At 27.6% G+C, this 17,622-nt stretch carries 19 protein-coding genes, 1 tRNA gene and 1 riboswitch; of the genes, 3 read left to right on the forward strand and 17 right to left on the reverse strand.

The genetic code is table 11. The features are described 5' to 3' along the window. Positions 1-82: 82 nt before the first annotated feature. The 12 genes from cobT to RGC78_RS10995 form a co-directional block, all read right to left on the reverse strand. Positions 83-1,171 carry a nicotinate-nucleotide--dimethylbenzimidazole phosphoribosyltransferase gene (gene cobT / locus RGC78_RS10940; protein WP_252225457.1) on the reverse strand — a complete coding sequence of 363 codons (1,089 nt, stop codon included), beginning with the start codon at positions 1,169-1,171 and terminating at the stop codon, positions 83-85. 144 nt (positions 1,172-1,315) lie between these two features. Further along, positions 1,316-2,080: a cobalt-precorrin-6A reductase gene (locus tag RGC78_RS10945; RefSeq protein ID WP_252225458.1), complete on the reverse strand. Its 765-nt coding sequence runs from the start codon at positions 2,078-2,080 to the stop codon at positions 1,316-1,318. Next, the gene (gene cobJ, locus RGC78_RS10950; RefSeq protein ID WP_252213881.1) at positions 2,080-2,817 is read right to left on the reverse strand and encodes a precorrin-3B C(17)-methyltransferase; all 738 of its coding nucleotides are present in this window, start codon (positions 2,815-2,817) and stop codon (positions 2,080-2,082) included. The genes RGC78_RS10945 and cobJ overlap by 1 nt, the downstream gene beginning before the upstream one ends. Before the next feature lie 12 nt (positions 2,818-2,829). Further along, entirely contained in the window at positions 2,830-3,888 is a 1,059-nt protein-coding gene (cbiG, locus tag RGC78_RS10955; RefSeq protein WP_252225459.1) for a cobalt-precorrin 5A hydrolase, read from the reverse strand. Continuing rightward, positions 3,885-4,643 (reverse strand): precorrin-4 C(11)-methyltransferase, encoded by a 759-nt coding sequence (cobM, locus tag RGC78_RS10960; protein ID WP_252213884.1) that lies wholly within the window; start codon positions 4,641-4,643, stop codon positions 3,885-3,887. Before cobM ends, cbiG begins: the two co-directional genes overlap by 4 nt. A 36-nt stretch (positions 4,644-4,679) precedes the next feature. Beyond that, the gene (locus RGC78_RS10965) at positions 4,680-5,342 is read right to left on the reverse strand and encodes a cobalt-factor II C(20)-methyltransferase (protein ID WP_252213885.1); all 663 of its coding nucleotides are present in this window, start codon (positions 5,340-5,342) and stop codon (positions 4,680-4,682) included. 1 nt (position 5,343) lies between these two features. Beyond that, the gene (gene cbiT / locus RGC78_RS10970; protein WP_252213887.1) at positions 5,344-5,925 is read right to left on the reverse strand and encodes a precorrin-6Y C5,15-methyltransferase (decarboxylating) subunit CbiT; all 582 of its coding nucleotides are present in this window, start codon (positions 5,923-5,925) and stop codon (positions 5,344-5,346) included. A 56-nt stretch (positions 5,926-5,981) separates the two neighbouring features. Next, positions 5,982-6,596: a precorrin-6y C5,15-methyltransferase (decarboxylating) subunit CbiE gene (cbiE, locus tag RGC78_RS10975; RefSeq protein ID WP_252213889.1), complete on the reverse strand. Its 615-nt coding sequence runs from the start codon at positions 6,594-6,596 to the stop codon at positions 5,982-5,984. Positions 6,597-6,603: 7 nt separating this feature from the next. Beyond that, positions 6,604-7,749 carry a cobalt-precorrin-5B (C(1))-methyltransferase CbiD gene (gene cbiD / locus RGC78_RS10980; RefSeq protein ID WP_252213891.1) on the reverse strand — a complete coding sequence of 382 codons (1,146 nt, stop codon included), beginning with the start codon at positions 7,747-7,749 and terminating at the stop codon, positions 6,604-6,606. A gap of 119 nt (positions 7,750-7,868) precedes the next feature. Then, complete coding sequence (locus RGC78_RS10985; protein WP_309556643.1) at positions 7,869-8,492, reverse strand: precorrin-8X methylmutase; 624 nt, start codon at positions 8,490-8,492, stop codon at positions 7,869-7,871. A 251-nt stretch (positions 8,493-8,743) separates the two neighbouring features. After that, positions 8,744-10,057: a cobyrinic acid a,c-diamide synthase CobB gene (locus tag RGC78_RS10990; protein WP_309556644.1), complete on the reverse strand. Its 1,314-nt coding sequence runs from the start codon at positions 10,055-10,057 to the stop codon at positions 8,744-8,746. 54 nt (positions 10,058-10,111) lie between these two features. Then, the gene (locus tag RGC78_RS10995; RefSeq protein WP_309556645.1) at positions 10,112-10,948 is read right to left on the reverse strand and encodes a sirohydrochlorin cobaltochelatase; all 837 of its coding nucleotides are present in this window, start codon (positions 10,946-10,948) and stop codon (positions 10,112-10,114) included. Between the two features lie 371 nt (positions 10,949-11,319). Next, a riboswitch (cobalamin riboswitch) is annotated at positions 11,320-11,485 on the reverse strand. Between the two features lie 126 nt (positions 11,486-11,611). Here RGC78_RS10995 and RGC78_RS11000 point away from each other — a divergent pair. Continuing rightward, positions 11,612-12,184 (forward strand): hypothetical protein, encoded by a 573-nt coding sequence (locus tag RGC78_RS11000; RefSeq protein ID WP_252213898.1) that lies wholly within the window; start codon positions 11,612-11,614, stop codon positions 12,182-12,184. An 86-nt stretch (positions 12,185-12,270) separates the two neighbouring features. Here RGC78_RS11000 and RGC78_RS11005 read toward each other — a convergent pair whose 3' ends face one another. Next, positions 12,271-13,584: a sodium-dependent transporter gene (locus tag RGC78_RS11005; protein ID WP_309556646.1), complete on the reverse strand. Its 1,314-nt coding sequence runs from the start codon at positions 13,582-13,584 to the stop codon at positions 12,271-12,273. Between the two features lie 267 nt (positions 13,585-13,851). Then, entirely contained in the window at positions 13,852-14,016 is a 165-nt protein-coding gene (locus tag RGC78_RS11010) for a hypothetical protein (RefSeq protein ID WP_252213901.1), read from the reverse strand. A 223-nt stretch (positions 14,017-14,239) separates the two neighbouring features. Here RGC78_RS11010 and RGC78_RS11015 point away from each other — a divergent pair. Continuing rightward, positions 14,240-14,314 (forward strand) — tRNA-Glu (locus RGC78_RS11015). A 272-nt stretch (positions 14,315-14,586) separates the two neighbouring features. Here RGC78_RS11015 and RGC78_RS11020 read toward each other — a convergent pair. Then, positions 14,587-15,033, reverse strand: a complete 447-nt coding sequence (locus tag RGC78_RS11020) for a hypothetical protein (RefSeq protein ID WP_252213903.1) — start codon at positions 15,031-15,033, stop codon at positions 14,587-14,589. Positions 15,034-15,294: 261 nt separating this feature from the next. Continuing rightward, the gene (gene mntA / locus RGC78_RS11025) at positions 15,295-15,588 is read right to left on the reverse strand and encodes a type VII toxin-antitoxin system MntA family adenylyltransferase antitoxin (protein WP_252225488.1); all 294 of its coding nucleotides are present in this window, start codon (positions 15,586-15,588) and stop codon (positions 15,295-15,297) included. A gap of 340 nt (positions 15,589-15,928) precedes the next feature. Between mntA and RGC78_RS11030 the strand changes: the two genes are divergently transcribed. After that, complete coding sequence (locus tag RGC78_RS11030) at positions 15,929-16,141, forward strand: hypothetical protein (RefSeq protein ID WP_252230455.1); 213 nt, start codon at positions 15,929-15,931, stop codon at positions 16,139-16,141. Between the two features lie 1,218 nt (positions 16,142-17,359). Here RGC78_RS11030 and RGC78_RS11035 read toward each other — a convergent pair. After that, positions 17,360-17,536 (reverse strand): hypothetical protein, encoded by a 177-nt coding sequence (locus RGC78_RS11035; RefSeq protein ID WP_252230453.1) that lies wholly within the window; start codon positions 17,534-17,536, stop codon positions 17,360-17,362. Between the last annotated feature and the right edge of the window lie 86 nt (positions 17,537-17,622).

Raw genomic sequence — 17,622 nt, forward strand, 5'->3', positions numbered from 1 at the left:
ATTAAATTTGGTACTATATTATTTAATGTATGTTTAAGTAATAAAAATGATTTTATTACTTAAACATATTTTTACACATATTTTAATTTAGTTTTCTTAACTCATCTAAATAACTATCATTAATTTTAGCTTCTTCAAATGTAGCCATATTATTCATCACAGCACATGAAGAGTCCATTATAGAAAAAGCTAAAGGACAACCACTTCCTTCGCCAAGTCCCATATCTAAATTTAATATAGCCTCTAATTCAAGTTCCTTCATTGCAATCTTAAAACCAATTTCTTTTGAATCATGAGAAGTAAACATATATTCTTTAGTTTTATGATTTAATCTAAATGCTACAAGTGCTGCAACTACTGATATAAATCCATCAATTACAACAGGTATTTTATAGTATGCCGCTCCTAAAAATACTCCCACCATTGCTGCTATATCAAATCCGCCAACTTTAGATAGTATATCTATAGGATCATCTTTTTTAGGCTTATTTATCTCTATTGATTTTTTTACTACCTCTATTTTCTTTTTATAAGCCTTCTCTAAAAGTCCTCCGCCATAGCCTACAACATCTTCTACTTTGCAACCCGTTAATGATGATAAAACAGCGCTACTTGTTGAAGTATTACCTATTCCCATCTCTCCAACTCCAAGTATTTTATAGCCTTCTTCTTTTGCATTTTTCACTGCTTCAATTCCAACTAATATTGCCTTAATAGCTTCTTCATAAGTCATTGCATTTCCTTTAGCTATATTATTAGTTGATTTCCTTATCTTCCTATTTAAAACTGATGAATGAGTAAAATCACTATTTATTCCTACATCAATGACTTTTAAATCTGTATTATTAGCCTTAGCAATTACTCCAACTCCTGTTAATCCTTTAGTAAAGTTAATTGTTTGTGCTAATGTCACATATTGTGGTGTAGATGCAACACCTTCTTCAACTACACCATTATCAGAACACATTATAATTATAGCTCTTTTATCCAAAGTATTTTTTATATATCCTGTTATTCCTGAAAGCCTTATTGACATTTCTTCCAGCTTTCCTAAACTATTTAATGGTTTTGCAAGAGAATTCATTCGTTCCTTTGCTTTTTCCATAACATTTTTATCTACACTATCTATATTCCTTATAATTTGTCTAAGAATTTCTTCCTTACTCTTCATAACTTTCCCCCCAATTTATTATAATGTTTCTTGTAATTTACCATTCATTATTTTATTTATAATAAAATAATGAGTTCCTATCTTCACTATAGATAATCTCTATTTGAAGCTAAGAACTCTAATTATATAGTAACAACATAGCTTTTATTTTAATTCATTTACTAAAAAAGAAATCAAACTTTCTTCATCATTAAATTCTAATTCATATTTAAATTTTGGTTTTTCTATAACTATTAACTTTATATTATATTTCTGTACTGCTTTAAATTTTTCTAGTACGCCACCTTGCAAACCACTATCTTTTGTTATAATACCTTTAATATCATATTGCTTAATAAATGCTTCTTCTAATTGTGCTGATATTGGCCCTTGCATGCCAATTATATCTTTAATCTTAACTCCACCATCTATCATTTTTTTTAACACTTCATAAGATGGCAAAACCCTATGAATTATCCTATGATTAAAATCTATATGTAAAAACTTAGAAAAGTTATTGCTACCTGTTGAATTTAATATATTTCCATTTAAATTACTAATTGCATCAATAGCTTCTTCATAGTTTTTAACTCTTATGATTTCACCAGCGTTTATATTCTCTAATGCACCTAATCTCTCATATCTTATATATTTTACATTAAGCTTCTTAGAACATTTCAATGCTGTTTTAGTAACTTCCTGTGCATAAGGATGTGATGCATCAACTAAAATATTTATACTATTTTCCTGAATCCACTTTAACATTTCTTCTTCATTTAATGGCTTTGTATTTAAACTTTTAATATCAAGTTCTTTTAAAAGTTCTCCACCGTATCTTGTTGCTGTACTAACTGCAATATCATTTGTATGTTTGTTAATTAAAGATACTATATTTTTTCCTTCAGAAGTTCCTAATATAAAACCAATCATTACTTTGCTACATCTCTTTTCTTAGATGCATATCCTCTAGGTGTTATAAAACATCCATTTTTAATAAAACTTTTTGAGTTTCCTATAATAACAATAGACATCATATCAACAATTTCATAATCAAAATCTTTAAGTTCAACTAATGTATAGCTTTCATCATCTCTTAAAGCATTTCTGACTACTGCAATTGGTGTATTATCTTGTCTAAATTCTCTTATTATATCAATACATTCTTTTAAGTATTTATCTCTACCCTTACTTCTAGGATTATAAAGAGAAATTACAAAATCACCTTCTGCTGCTAAACTCACTCTTTTTTTAATATCTTCATAAGGCGTCATTAAATCACTTAAGCTTATATTACAGTTATCATGCATAAGAGGAGCTCCAACTACTGACCCTGCCGAACTTGAAGCTGTTATTCCCGGTATTACTTCAACGTCCTCATCACTTCTCATTTCAAGAATTAAACCAGCCATCCCATAAATTCCTGAATCTCCAGTACTTATTAATGCTACATTCTTGTCTTTTGAAAGTTCTAAAGCCTCCTTGCATCTAGCTTCTTCACCCATCATTCCAGTTGAATAAATTTCTTTATCCTTAACTAGATCTTTTACCATATCTATATATTTTGTATATCCTACAATTATATCGCTTTCTTCAATAGCTTTTTTAGCTCTTATACTCATATTGTCTATTGAACCTGGACCTATTCCTATAACTCTAAGTACTCCCAAAGTCTTTTCCTCCTAAAATTCATCTTTATTTATTCCGATGCATAACGTAATTCCATTATCTTTTATCTTATTTATTAGTATTTCAGCACCCTCTAGATATACACAAGGCTCACATACAGAAGTTACCCCTACACTTTTTAATACAAAATTGCTACCTTCAAACTTATGTTGAACTTTTCTTATTTCATCACCTGAAAATGTATTAAAATCGCACTCTAATTTATTACTTAAATTAATTATTGCTTTTTCATCTTTTTTTACATCAATAGATACAATTTTCTTTACAGCCTTAATTTCTAAATTATTAAGTAAAAGATGTTTTCTCACACACTCTTCTAACTTTTCACTAGGTGTATCTCTTCTACAACCTATTCCAAGTATTAAATCCTTCTTTATTAACCTTAATATTTTTGAATAATCTAAATCTGGATTTTCTATTATCTTATTTGTTATCCATATAGAATTTTCTTCTAAGCTGTTTAGGTTTTTATATCCTTTATTAATATTTATCTTTTCATAATCATCTTTTAAACCAATAATTTTTTCATTCACTAAAATAGCTGATATATATTTAGCTTTTTTTAAATCCTCTATAATAAGATTGTTTTGCTTTGCTAATATATCAGGTGCTACTATTCCTAAATTATCAGTAGCTGTAGTTATTATAGGTATATTATTTAATATTTTAGATACCTCTAATGTTAGTTCATTTCCACCACCTAAATGACCTGATAATAAACTTATAGTATACTTATTAGCTAAATCTACAACCACAACACCTGGATCTTTATCTTTACTCTTAATAAATTGAGCTATGGCCCTTACTGCAATGCCAGTTGATGATATAAATATAATTTTATCGGAATATCCAACTGCATCTTTTGTTACATCATATAAATTGAATCTATCTGTTTTAAATATATTATTAACCAGTTTTACTTCACTATTGTTGTATAACTTTTTTGTATCTAGATTAGATTCTTCTTTTATGTATAAATTACATCCTAACTCTTCTTTAAGAGTATAAGCAATGCCCTTCCCCTTAGGTGATGGACATATTATACTTATCATTTTTGTGCCTCTGCATTTCTAAACATATGAGAGAAATTTTTATCATATAATAAACTTTTTTCAAATTCATTGCCTATAAAATCTCCCACTAATATTTGAGCACATTTAGTTATATTATTTTCCTTTACCTTCTCAACTATGTCATCTAGTGTTCCCATTAATATTCTTTCGTCATCCCAAGTTGCTCTTTCAACAACTGCTATTGGCACGTTCTTCTTATATCCTCTTCTTAACTTATCAACAACCTTATCAATCATAGATACTGATAAGAATATAGCCATAGAAGCACCTATTGATGCTAAAGCTTCAAGATCTTCTGTTTCAGGTACTGGTGTTCTTCCTTCAACTCTTGTTAAAATAACAGTTTGTGTAACACTTGGAAGTGTAAATTCTTTTTTTATTGATGATGCTGCTGCTGTAAATGAACTTACTCCTGGAACAACTTCATAATTTATATTTTCCTTATCAAGTTCAACCATTTGTTCTCTTATAGCACCATATATTGATGGATCTCCAGTATGTAATCTAACTATCACACTATTTTCACTTTCTTCTGTCTTAATTACTTCAATAACATCATCTAAAGTCATAGATGCTGAATTATAAAACTTAGCATCTTTTTTGCAGTATTTTAAATGCTCCTTTGATACTAAAGATCCTGCATATATAACAACATCTGCTTTTTCTAAAATATCTCTTCCTCTAACTGTAATTAAATCTACTGCTCCTGGTCCTGCTCCTATAAAATAAACCATATTTTACCTCTTTTCTTAATATTTGAATGTGCCTTATTATCTGCTTGCTATAACTAATGACATATAATCACAAAGCTTTAATATTTCTTCTCTGTCTTTTAATATAGTTTCTCCTTCTCTTCCAACTCTACTAATATAAGTATAGTCAAATCCCTTTTCTTCTAATACATCTAGAACCTCTTCTTCGTGCTTGTACATCTTCATAATTACTATGTATTTTTCATCTGTTATTTCTTTTATCTTGCTTGCAGGTAATATAACTAATTTTTCATCTCCAATTACTAATGTTCTATCTATTAAACTTGCTGCTGCACAAAATGAAGTTATTCCTGGTAGTGTCTTTACTTCAAATCCATGTTCTTTTACATGACTTAACATATGAATATAAGTACTATATACATATGGATCTCCAATAGTTAAGAATGCAACATTTTTACCTTCTGCTAATTTCTTTTCAATAAAGTCATAAGCTTCTCTTGATTTTTTTAATCTATCTTTTCCCCCCATAGGAAAATGCATAATTGCAACTTCAGCATCTTCTCTAACATATTCTCTTGCAGTTTCAAATGCGATACTTTCTCCACCTTCTGTAGCTGTTGGTGCAACTATAACATCACACATATTTATAGTTTTTGCTCCCTTTACTGTTATAAGTTCCTTATCCCCTGGTCCTACACCTATTCCATATAATACTGCCATTTTATTCTTCTTCTCCTCTTCTACATTTAATTATATATATTGGGTTAAGAGATATCATCATTAATGTATCTCCTTTATTTTTACTTACATTAACCATAGAAACTTCTACTTTATAATTTAATGATTTCATCTTTTCTATAGCTTTATAAGCATTATCTAAAGTGATAAAATTCATAACAATTGTTCCATCACTACTTAAAAGTTCATTACAAATTCTTATTATTTCCTCTAACTCTCCTGAACTTCCACCTATAAATATAGAATCAAACTCTAGTTCTTCATCAACTAATGTATATAATGCATTAGTTCCCTTTTTATTTAAAACCATAACGTTTTTACATTGAAATTTTTCCACATTACTTTTTGTAATATTATAAGCTTCCTCTTCTTTTTCTATAGCTAAAACTTTTCCGTGTTTCGCAATCTTAGATGCTTGAACTGTAATACTTCCAGTTCCACTTCCTATATCTAATACAAATGAGTCTTCTTTTAAATCCATCTTACTTATTGAAAGAACTCTGATCTCCTCCTTTGTCATTGGACATTTGCCTCTAATAAATTCATCATCTTTTATAAATATCATAATATAACACCTTTACTCTCTATTAATTACTTCGTCCGCCTTTGCTTATACATATATCAACACTTTGTTAAAACATGGCTAATTATTAAAATACTCAGTTCACTAAATTGTTTATTTATAAACTCTTCAGGTTTTCCTATATTTATAATTTCGTCCTCATAAGAAAGATTTTGACCTATAATTACATTACAATCAATAGATTTAGAATATAAAATTTCACATAATTTACTTGGATTGTTTTCTTTATCAGTGAGCCATACAGTCATATTATTTTCTTTTACAGTATTTAAAAACTCTTCATTTCTTCCATGTAAACTCCCTAAATGCGCATTATTCCAAGGTAATTTAACCTTTGAAGATAAGTACTGAAAAGAACTTATTCCTGGTATTACTTCAAAATTATTAGTGATATTGTTTTTTAAATAATTTACTATTCCATAAAACATTGGATCACCTGAAGCTACTAATGAAATATTAAAATTTTTATTTTCTTCTAATATTCTTTCTAAATCTTTTAAACCCTTTAAATAAATTTTTTTAGTATCAATAAAATCAAGAGAATCTACTGCTCTTTTAAACCCTATAATTACATCTGAACTTTTTAATACATTTGTTGCTTTTCCTACAATATAATCTTTATGTCCTGGACCAATTCCAACTACAAATAACATCTCTTTATCACTCCAAACATGAACTCCAAAGTAAGATTGGATTTGATGCTCCATAATACATGATTGCATCTATATTTAATTCATCATAAACATAATTTTTCATACTCTTTAATATTTTTTCACCTATATTTTCATATAATTTTTCATAGCCTTCACCTAATAATTTCACAGCACCTTCACAAGTTTTTTCATTTAAAACTTTATTTACTAAAGAAATGTCGTATCCTAAAAGTGCTAATTCTAAAGCTAATACTTCAAGCCTTACTCCACATACTCTACTATGGGTATTAAAACATCCATAAGCTATCTTGCTCATCTTTCCTATATGACCAACTATAACTATATTTTTAACATTACAAGAAACACAACATTCTAATGCAAATCCTATGAAATTTGAACATATAATAATTTCTTCTTCTTTGTAACCTAATCTCTTACAATAATTCTCACCTAAATTTCCAAAAGTAAGTATCAGATTTTTAAATTTTAAAGACTTTTGATTTATTTCTAATTTTATAGAAGCTTTTAATGCATCTTCCGACATAGGGTATACTATTCCAGATGTACCTAATATAGATATTCCCCCTTCTATTCCAAGCCTTGGATTAAAAGTTTTTTTACCTATCTCAATGCCTTGAGGAACAGAAATTATCACTTTTACATATTGATTTTTTGGTAAAATGCTCCCGACCTCTTTTATAATCATTTCTCTTGGAACTGGATTTATAGCTGGTTCACCCTTTGCTACAAATAGTCCATCTTTTGTAACTCTTCCAACACCAATTCCACCATCTAAGAAAATAGTCTTACTTTCATTACTTATTAACTTTTTAGATAATTCTTCTGCTTCTTCTTTACTTATTTTTTCTGCTCTTGCTTGTATCTCGAGTCCCATTGTAATGTCTTTATCATCACCACTAAATTTTAATATAGTGCACTGTACAAAGTTTTCACCTATAACTACATCATCAATAGGCATTTCAACTTTTATACCCTTGGGAGTGTCTATTTCTATTTCATTTAACTCTTCTTCATCGTCTAATATGTTAAAAAGTAACATTGTTGCTGCTTTAGAAGCTCCTGTAGCACATGATCCTGTTGTGTACCCACATCTCAACTTATTCATTCCACTTTCAATATACATTTCAAACATAGAAACTTACCTCCTAATTTCGGTACATGAAATGCACTTACTAATTTATATTTTCCCATAACAAGTCAAAAAAGCTAATTCCAAAAGCCAATGCTAATGGAGTATAAATATGACCGACCCTATCTTTTAACAATCATATACAAAAGTGCATTTACAATTGCAGCTCCAACTGTACTTCCACCTTTTCTTCCCTTTACTCTTATATAAGGAATTCCTAGTTCATCTAAATTTTCCTTACTTTCAGCTGCTCCAACAAAGCCTACTGGAACTGCTATTACAAGCTTTGGATTTGCTTTCTTTTCTTTTATAAGTTCTTTTAGTTTAAATAATGCAGTAGGTGCATTTCCAAATACAAATATATCTACATTATCACTGCAAGCTTTTTCAACAGCAGCCATACTTCTAGTAATTCCTTTTTCCTTTGCTTCCTTATGAACATCTAGTTCATTTACATAACAAATTACCTTACTATTTGTTTTAGCTAACGCCATCTTGTTTATTCCATTTAAAGCCATATTAGTATCTGTATATATCGTAGCCCCTTTAGATAACACCTCTTTTCCTACACTTATAGCATCATCACTTATTTCAACTAAATCTTTATATTCAAAATCAGCAGTTGTATGTATAACTCTTTTAACTATTAAAAGTTCTTCATCTGTAAAAGAATGCTTACCTAACTCCTCACCTATTATCTCAAAACTCTTTTCTTCAATCCCCATAGGATTCTTCAAATAATCCATACGCTCTCCTTCTCTTCTTATAAAATTGATTTAATTTATAGTTTATTTAAATTTAAGTTAATATATACACTAGGTAAAGTGGCATTGTAATTGGACTTTGAGAATACTTAATGAGTATTGTCACATTTACTGCTTGTCTCAATTTTATATTGAGAACAAGCTAAAATGGGACTATAGTTATTTTAGTATTCCTAAGTTCAATTACTCAGTCCACTTTACTTATGTATATATTAACACTTCATTAAATTTATTTATCTATTTATTAAACTTTCTATTAATTTAATATTTCCCAAGAAATTAATGTGTGCATATCCTGCTAATGTATTATTTTTTAAATATCCACACTGCCAAGTTATCTTTTCTCCATCATATTGTGTTTTTTCAACATTATATATTTTATTTTCATTTAAATTAACATCTGACTTATGAAATTCATGAGCATTTATTTTAACTTTTTGCCCAAAATATTTTTCATCTATATTTACTGTACAATATCCAAATCTTTTAAGACCCTTAGTCATTTCACTTTTTCCATTAAAGAATCCAACCATATTATATCCATCAATTTCTTTTGTTAAATACATAAGACCACCACATTCTGCATAACATTTTAGTCCAGAATCTAATGCATTTTTTATGCTTTTTCTCATAGATATATTACTTTCTAATTCTTCTTTAAAAACTTCTGGATATCCTCCTCCGATGTATAAAAAATCTAAGTTATCTGGTAATTTCTCATCATTCATAGGACTAAAATAAATAACATTTCCTATAGATTTTAAAAGTTCTATATTATCCTTATAATAAAAACTAAATGCCTTATCTAAAGCCACTCCAATATTTAGATTCTTATTCTCTATACTAATCTCTATTTTATTATTGCTATCACAATTAATTTCTAACATACTCTCTAAAATCCCATCTAAATCAACATGTTCATTTATTAGTTTACTACATAATGATAACTTATCTTGTAAATCATCTATTTCCATGCTTTGCACTAGACCTAAATGCCTGCTAGAAATTTTTAATTCTTCATTTTTAGGAATATATCCAAATACTTTTGTACTGCAATTTTCTTCTATAGCATATTTTAAAAGTTTATAATATTTTTCACTTACACAATTTAATACAACACCAATAATATTAGCATTTCTATAGTTCTTAAGACCGTTTATTTCTGCACATAGTGTTGAACTCTGTCCTTTAGGTGAAAGTACTAAAATTATAGGCATATTTCCTAATGTATTAGAGATATCATAAGTTGAAAATTTTGTTGTTACTCCTACACCATCGTATAATCCCATTACACCTTCAATTATTCCGATGTCACCATTTCCTTTAAAGTAACTTCTTCTAACTCCATCTTTCCCCATTAAAAATGTATCAAGATTTCTAGATTCTACTCCTGTAGCTTCTTTATGAAAAGCTGTATCTATGTAATCAGGGCCTACCTTATAACCTTGTACACTTAAACTTCTATCTTTAAATGCTTTCATAAGACCTAAAGTAAATGTTGTTTTTCCTCCACCACTACAATTAGACGAAATAATTATAGATTTCATATTATTCACTCCTTTCTTGATTTAATTATGATAAATAAAATGTATATATCCACACTACACTAAAGCGCAGTGTAATTTTTTCGTACTTCCTACATTTAAATATCTGTCTTCTATAAGATCATAAATTCTTGAAATATAAAGATTTGTAAATTCATCTATTTCACCTAATCCATGAATATATGCTTCAGCATTTATACGTTCATTTAAGAACATACTTTTCCAAGAATCTTCTTCTTCTGATGCCATATCATTTTTAACATGATCCCCTGCAACCACCATTAATGGAACTAAAGTAACATTATTAATATTTTTTCTTTTTACTCTCTTTAATACTGTTTCAAAAGTAGGATACCCCTCTACAGTTCCAACAAAAACATTATCATATCCTTCGTCAACTAAAACACTTTGAAGACAACCATATACAGAATTACAGCAATGTGGAGTTCCGTGACCAAATAATATAGTACATTCATTTTTCTTTAACAAAGTTTCTATGCTATTTATAAACAATGTATAATCCTGTGGTGCATCCTCTATGCCTTGATAATAAAATATTGGTCTACCAAGTTTAAGAGAAGAAAATTTATCTTTATACATCTTAGCAACACCTTTTATATAATCAAATTCCTCACCGGGAATTATATGTAATGGTTGAATTATTACTTCTTTAAATCCTTTTTTATATAAATCTTCTAATGCCTCTTCAGGTGTAGCTATATCTATGTTATTAACATTTTTTAATTTTTTTATTATTTTATGTGCTGTAAAAGCTCTAAATATTTCATAATCTTTAAATTCATATTTTATTTTATTTTCTATTCTTTCAATAGAATTTTCTAATGCATCTAAATGACTCGTCCCAAAACTAACTACTAAAATTGCTTTTTTCATATTTCTTTCTCCACTCTACTAATTTATTTTTTCTTATAATAAAACACAATTATTTTCTCAAAATAAAAAATATCCCTACTAAAATAATATACATTAGTAAGGACTTACTTAAACACATAACAAACTAAAAAAATAATTTCTTATTTTCTTTTAACTTGCTATTGTCCCTCCCTCCGAAAGATAGCATGAATTTTAGGCAGGTCTCCTGACTCAGGGGTCATCCTAAAAATTCTTTTCCTTCCCAAGTAAAAATTTCAGTGGATATTAGTCACATTCAAATAAATAACTAGTCAGTATGATAGTTTATTTTGTAAACTACTTCTTCCTTGGATTCTGCTAATAGCACAACTATTAGCAGAACTAAGTCATTGTATTTCACAAAATATCCGTCGCATCTTTGACTTGTTATTTATTTTCATATTCCTTAAAGAATTAGTCACCCTTTACAGTAGCGGGGGCTGTAGTGGATTTTAACCACTTTCCCTATTAATCTTAAGCAATTTAAATGCCTATAGAACCTAAAAAACAAATATTTTATTATGGATAAATTATAAGGTACTACTTACTTTTATTCAACTAAAAATTATATCCAAAACTTTTAATGTTCACTAAATGTATTAATTGAATACTATATTATAGGTATAATTACATAGGAGAGGTAAAATGGATTTTAATAATTTTGATTTTAACAATTTTAGCTTTAATGATTTTATTAACTATATTCAAAATAGTGGAAACACCTCAAATTGTGATTGGAATTGTAAGAATGAACAATGTAATTCAAATACAGAATCCAATAGTACAAGCACAAATTGTAATGATATTCCTGGTGGATTTCAAGATTTAGCTCCACAACTTTTTACATTGATAGCTCAAATACTAGGTTTGGTTATGGCTGGCAACTTGCCCTTTAACTTACAAAATGCAATTGGAAATTGGTTTGAATTATTAGGACAGGTTATACTAACTTTTAATTCTCAACAACAATATTTCCAAGGAGGACCTGGTAGGTACTATAATATAAAATATAAAAATGTAGCCAATCCTTTCTGTCCAAATCCACCTACTCATACTGATACTAATCAAACTGGTGATTCCTATGAATCTTCTTCAACTAATACCTCTAATAATCAGAGTAATAAATCATCAAATAAATACGAATCTGAAATTAAGAATCTAAAAAATAGCATTGAAGAGTTAAGAAAAGAAATAGCTGCATTAAAAAATAATGAATAAAAAAAGTCACCTTTAAATAACATATATATTATCAAGGTAACTTTTTTTATTTTATATTTTTTAAGATTATATAGATAAAATGTTATTTAACCAATTCCACCATATATAACACCAAGAATTATTATAATTATTGTTGCTGGAACAAATATGTATTTACCAAATTTAATAAATCCAATTCCCAATTTGTATTTTGCACCTTTATTTACTTCATCTAATGCTTTTTTATTATCAACTATATAATAGAAAATAAATGCCGTTATTACTGCTCCTATTGGTGATAATATTATTGTTATAAAGTTTGTAAAATTATTAAATAATTCTCCATTAAGGCCTAGTGGAATTGCAAAAATAAATGCTACACTAGCTATAATTATTGTTGCTTTTTTTCTACTCCACTTAGTTACACTTAAAGCAGCCTCTACTGGTCCTTCAAGCATTGCTATTGATGAAGAAATTGACGCAAATATTATACTTAAAAAGAATAATGCACTTAATAAACTGCCTAACGGCATTGTTTGAAATATACTTGGTACTGTAACAAACATTAATGCAGGCCCTGCTGTAGGGTTTAGTCCTAATGCAAAAACTGCTGGCATAATCATAAATGCTGCTAATAATGCCGATAAAGTATCAAATGCTGCTGTATTTATAGCACAGTTCGGTATATCAAATTTATCATCAGCGTAACTTCCGCATGCTACCATACAACATCCAGTTATAGATACTGTGAAAAACGCTTGTCCCATAGCCATAACCCATGTACTTGGTTTTAATAAATATGCCCAATCAGGTTTTAATAGATACTGAACTCCTTCAACTGAATTAGGTAAACTTAAAGACTTGATTATTAAAACTATAAAAATAATAAATAATAACGGAATAATTATTTTATTAATCTTTTCAATCCCCTTTGTAACACCAAAACTTACTATTATAAGTGTTATTAAAACAGCCAATGCATGCCATACTATTACACTAGGCCCATTAGTAAAGTTTGCAAAATATGTTTCAGTATTTATTGATGATATTTCTCCAGTTAAACTTATAAAAAAGTACTTTAAAACCCATCCAATTACCACAGTGTAGAACATGAATATTCCTGTTAATCCAATAGTAGGAATTATAGATATTATCTTTCCACCTTTTATATTCTTATCTTTAAAAGCTTGTCTTATTCCTCCTAATGATCCTTGTTTGTACATTCTTCCAAATGCAAACTCTCCCATTAATCCAACTACTCCTAAAATAATAACAAAAAGAAAATATGGGATTAAAAATGCTGCCCCACCATTTTCACCCAGCTTATAAGGAAACATCCATACATTTCCTAAACCTATTGCTGCTCCAATACAAGATAGTATAAATCCTAATCTACTTGAAAAGCCCTCTCTTTTACTCACTATATTCCTCCTCAACTTGTTAAATTTCAACATTTAAATTAACATACATTAACTATTATATGGAAAAAATATTATTATGTAAACAAAATATGTGATTTTTTTATTTTTTTTCATTATACAGTTAAATATTTTAACACTTTATCATATTTAAAGTAATTATTTTTAAAACAGTATTCGACTAATTTATGCGTAAAAGTAAAAAAAAAGTGTTAATATTAATTTTTATTTATTAATATTAACACCATTTTCTTCTATAATTTAATAAAATTAATTTCCAGCTCTGTTATAATGCTGACTTGAAAAACCTTCTCTTTTTACAGATTTATGTTTTGCATTAGGATTATGATTATGACCTTCTTCTGTTATTGGAGTTTGATAATTACATTTTTCCATTCTTGCTGTTTTATTATCTGGTTGACTATCTTTAGGCATTAAAATCCCTCCTAACATTCAATTTATAATTAGTCTAAATTTAGTATGTCCAACATAATTTTATTTATTATAAGTATGTTAATTAATTACTTTTACAATTTAAGATACTAGTTCCTATTTAGGTTAATTTTAGATTTTAATTTTATAATTTTTGTAAAATAAATTTATTTACAGGAAATATTGACATAAAAAAAATAAAGGCGTATAATCAAACTTGTTGTGAGGCCCATTGGTCAAGCGGTTAAGACGCCACCCTCTCACGGTGGAATCATGGGTTCGATTCCCGTATGGGTCACCATTGTAGTAAACATCAGTGTTTAAGGTAATTAAATCACTGGTGTTTTTCTTATTTTCCCACACTTTTCCCGACCTAGTTTTTTATATTTTACACCATTTTTACACCATAGTTTTTCATTATATATTATCAATTTATTTTTTCTATTAAAAGATGTGTGCTACTCTACTTCTTTTAATAGAAAGACTAGTGCTTTAAGAAAAATTTATATATATATTAGTATGAGTATGTAAATTAACCCTAAAGGTATTTTTTACCTTTAGGGTTTTGTTTTTTTACTCTAATAATCTTCCTTCTAAATATGACCATTTTAAATAATCTGGATTACTATAATAAACTGATGAATTAAAGTCTGAAATTTCATCACTTATAAATGAATTAAATACTTCAAATAAAACATCTGCTAAATTAGCTTTTTCTGAAATTATGCTTAATATTAATCTTTGATATACTTTTCCTATAGATTGAACACTTGGAACATTGTATTTACATAATCCAACTGTATCAAAGTTACCTTCTTGTATATTAAAATACTCTATTATTTCATCTGAAACTTGCTCAAATGATAGACAATGATTAACCTGAGCAATATCTAATTGCCTAGCTAATTCTTTCCTACCTAATATTTCAACAATTGTTGATCTTCTATTTTTGCTTTTTCTACTTATAAATTCTATAAGACAGCATACATAAAACAAATCATTTTTTTGAGTATCATTCATTAATAATTTCACCTCTTTCAAACTTAAGGCAATCAAGAGCTTTTAATATCTTAAATGCATGAAATTCTCTATTCTATTATTTATTTTATCATATCTTTTAAGAACTGTAATTATACTTTGATTTAATAATATGCATGTAAATAAACCTCTAAGATTGACATCCTACCTTTAATGATTTTTACTTTAAATTACTAATTATATAACCTATTTATTTAACAATTTTATTTTCAATTGTTAAATAGAAAATAAACAATAATTTTATTAAATAATAATACTTCTACCCTCATCTATGACCTTAAATTGTAATGTTATAGGTGCAGATAAAAGGTTAATAGTATCAATATTATCAAAACCAAGGACTTCACTAATTCTACATGATATATCCATCTCATCCATGATACCAATTTTTTTGTCTAATAATAATGCAATATCAATATCACTATCTTCTGTTTGATATTCTGTTCCATATGAGCCTATAAACCATGCTGCCACTATATTATCATTAGATTTAAAATAATTCTTTAAATCATTTATTTTATGATCTATATTAACCATAACTTCACCTCTTTAACTCTAAATTAAATGTATGAAATATTTTCCATCTATATCTTTATATAGCTGCTAATATATATAAGATTCTTTTGAGGTTAAATCTCTATACCTCACTTCATATAATAATTTTGATGTTTCTAAATTAAATCTCATTTTTTGATACACCCTTTCTACTATAAATAAAATTTATCCCCTTTTAATATTTTCTCCTATTAAAATTATTCCCCTTTATGGCAGTTACTATACATATCACAAAATAAATACTATAATTTATAAGTAAATATATTTAAATACAGTATATTTATGTTAAATAAAGACACTACTATGAAAAGAGGGTAAGATATTGTTAAAAAAATTACATATTAAACTTGTAGCTACTTTCGATAAATTCTATAGTATATTTTTTCTATATATATTATTTGGATTTCTTATATCTATTTCTTCAATTGGGAAAAATACTTTAGGACATAAATTAGAGATAATCTGTGGAATTATATGTATGATATCTGGAATAGTTGGATTAATAAAGTCATATAAAACTAAAAGAAAATCCTAATATAAAAAATTAATTACATAATTCTAATGACAAGCCTTGGGTATGTTTGATCTAGCTACAAAAGTTTATAAAAAATTAATAATGTCAATCTGCTCCTTAGTCCTAGCCCTTGACATTATTAACTTTTTTTATGATATAATTTTACTTTTCAAACTACAGATATATAGAAAACAATATATTAGCCGATGGCATATTTAGAAGATATAAACACCCTGAAAATTCGTTAAATTTAGTAATAAAAGTATAAAATCAATTTATTTAAAATTATAAAGAATATTGCTAAATAAAATATAAAATAGTATTTAATAAAAATACTATCTTATCTACTAATTCATCTATAAAATAAGAGAACATCTAAAAATATAATAGGCATAGGTTAAACCTAATGGACTAGCATTTTGCCTGTCCATTAGCTTTAACTTATGCCCTACAAAGAGAATTTTAGGCATCTGCCTCATTATACTCACGGGTTGGACTAGATTAATGAAAAGGTGATATAAACTTTAAAAATATAAATATAATTGATACTTTTGATTAAGTTAGTCCATACCCTACCTTGACCCCAGAGGAGGGCTTAGATAGTATAGGAGCTGTTCTTAAAATTCCTACTGCTTTAGTTGCAGCTCTTATACCTAACATCTATAAATTAGCTACATAGGAATATAACAATTGGGAGATAGAATATCTATAAATGAAGTATGAGTGGCTTGGATGTTCTATCTCCTGGTTGTTTTATTCCTCTTCCAGAATATTATCTATAAATCAATTAAGTTTAAAAATTAGATTTTTTTATCTTAAAGAAAATCTATTGTATTCAAGAATATAGGCATGTCTATTTAGGTAAACAAAGTTTCCCGAAGTGTACTAGCCTGTTTAGGCTTGTATCATTTACGGGATAACGTCTTGTTTGCCGGAATTAGACTTGCCTTTATATAAGATAATTTTTATTTGAAAATGATATTGAAAAAAATCTTCCTTTAATCAACCTATGTTAACATTTAGAACAAAATAAATACCTCATCATGAAATTGAAATTTACTTACCATATCTTTATGGTTTCGGTAAAGACTTCTTGTTCATTTTTCTTTGCTATGATAGTTAACGAACAAGGAATAAAACTATTCCCTCTATACTTTGGTTTGCACTCATAACCATTAACCTTTTCCTGTTCTAGCAAATCTTCAATCATATCATCATATCTGTCCTTTAATGTAACTACTACTGGTGGTACATATATGTATTTTCAAAAACTGGCTCACCATTAAAACGTAATGGCATCAAATAAAGAGGTACAAGAATCTTTTTTTCATATAATTCTTGAGCTTTTTTATTAGAATCAATTTCCGAAAAATCGAGTTTATTTGTATCTTTTTTTAACAAATTAAATAATTTCATTTGTTAGTCTCCTTTACAAATTTGGAATTTGTGTTACCTTAATACTTCTATTTCAAATCCATATTCACGCAATATAATATTATCAT

The sequence above is a fragment of the Clostridium aquiflavi genome, assembly GCF_031344075.1.
Lineage (GTDB): Bacteria > Bacillota > Clostridia > Clostridiales > Clostridiaceae > Clostridium > Clostridium aquiflavi.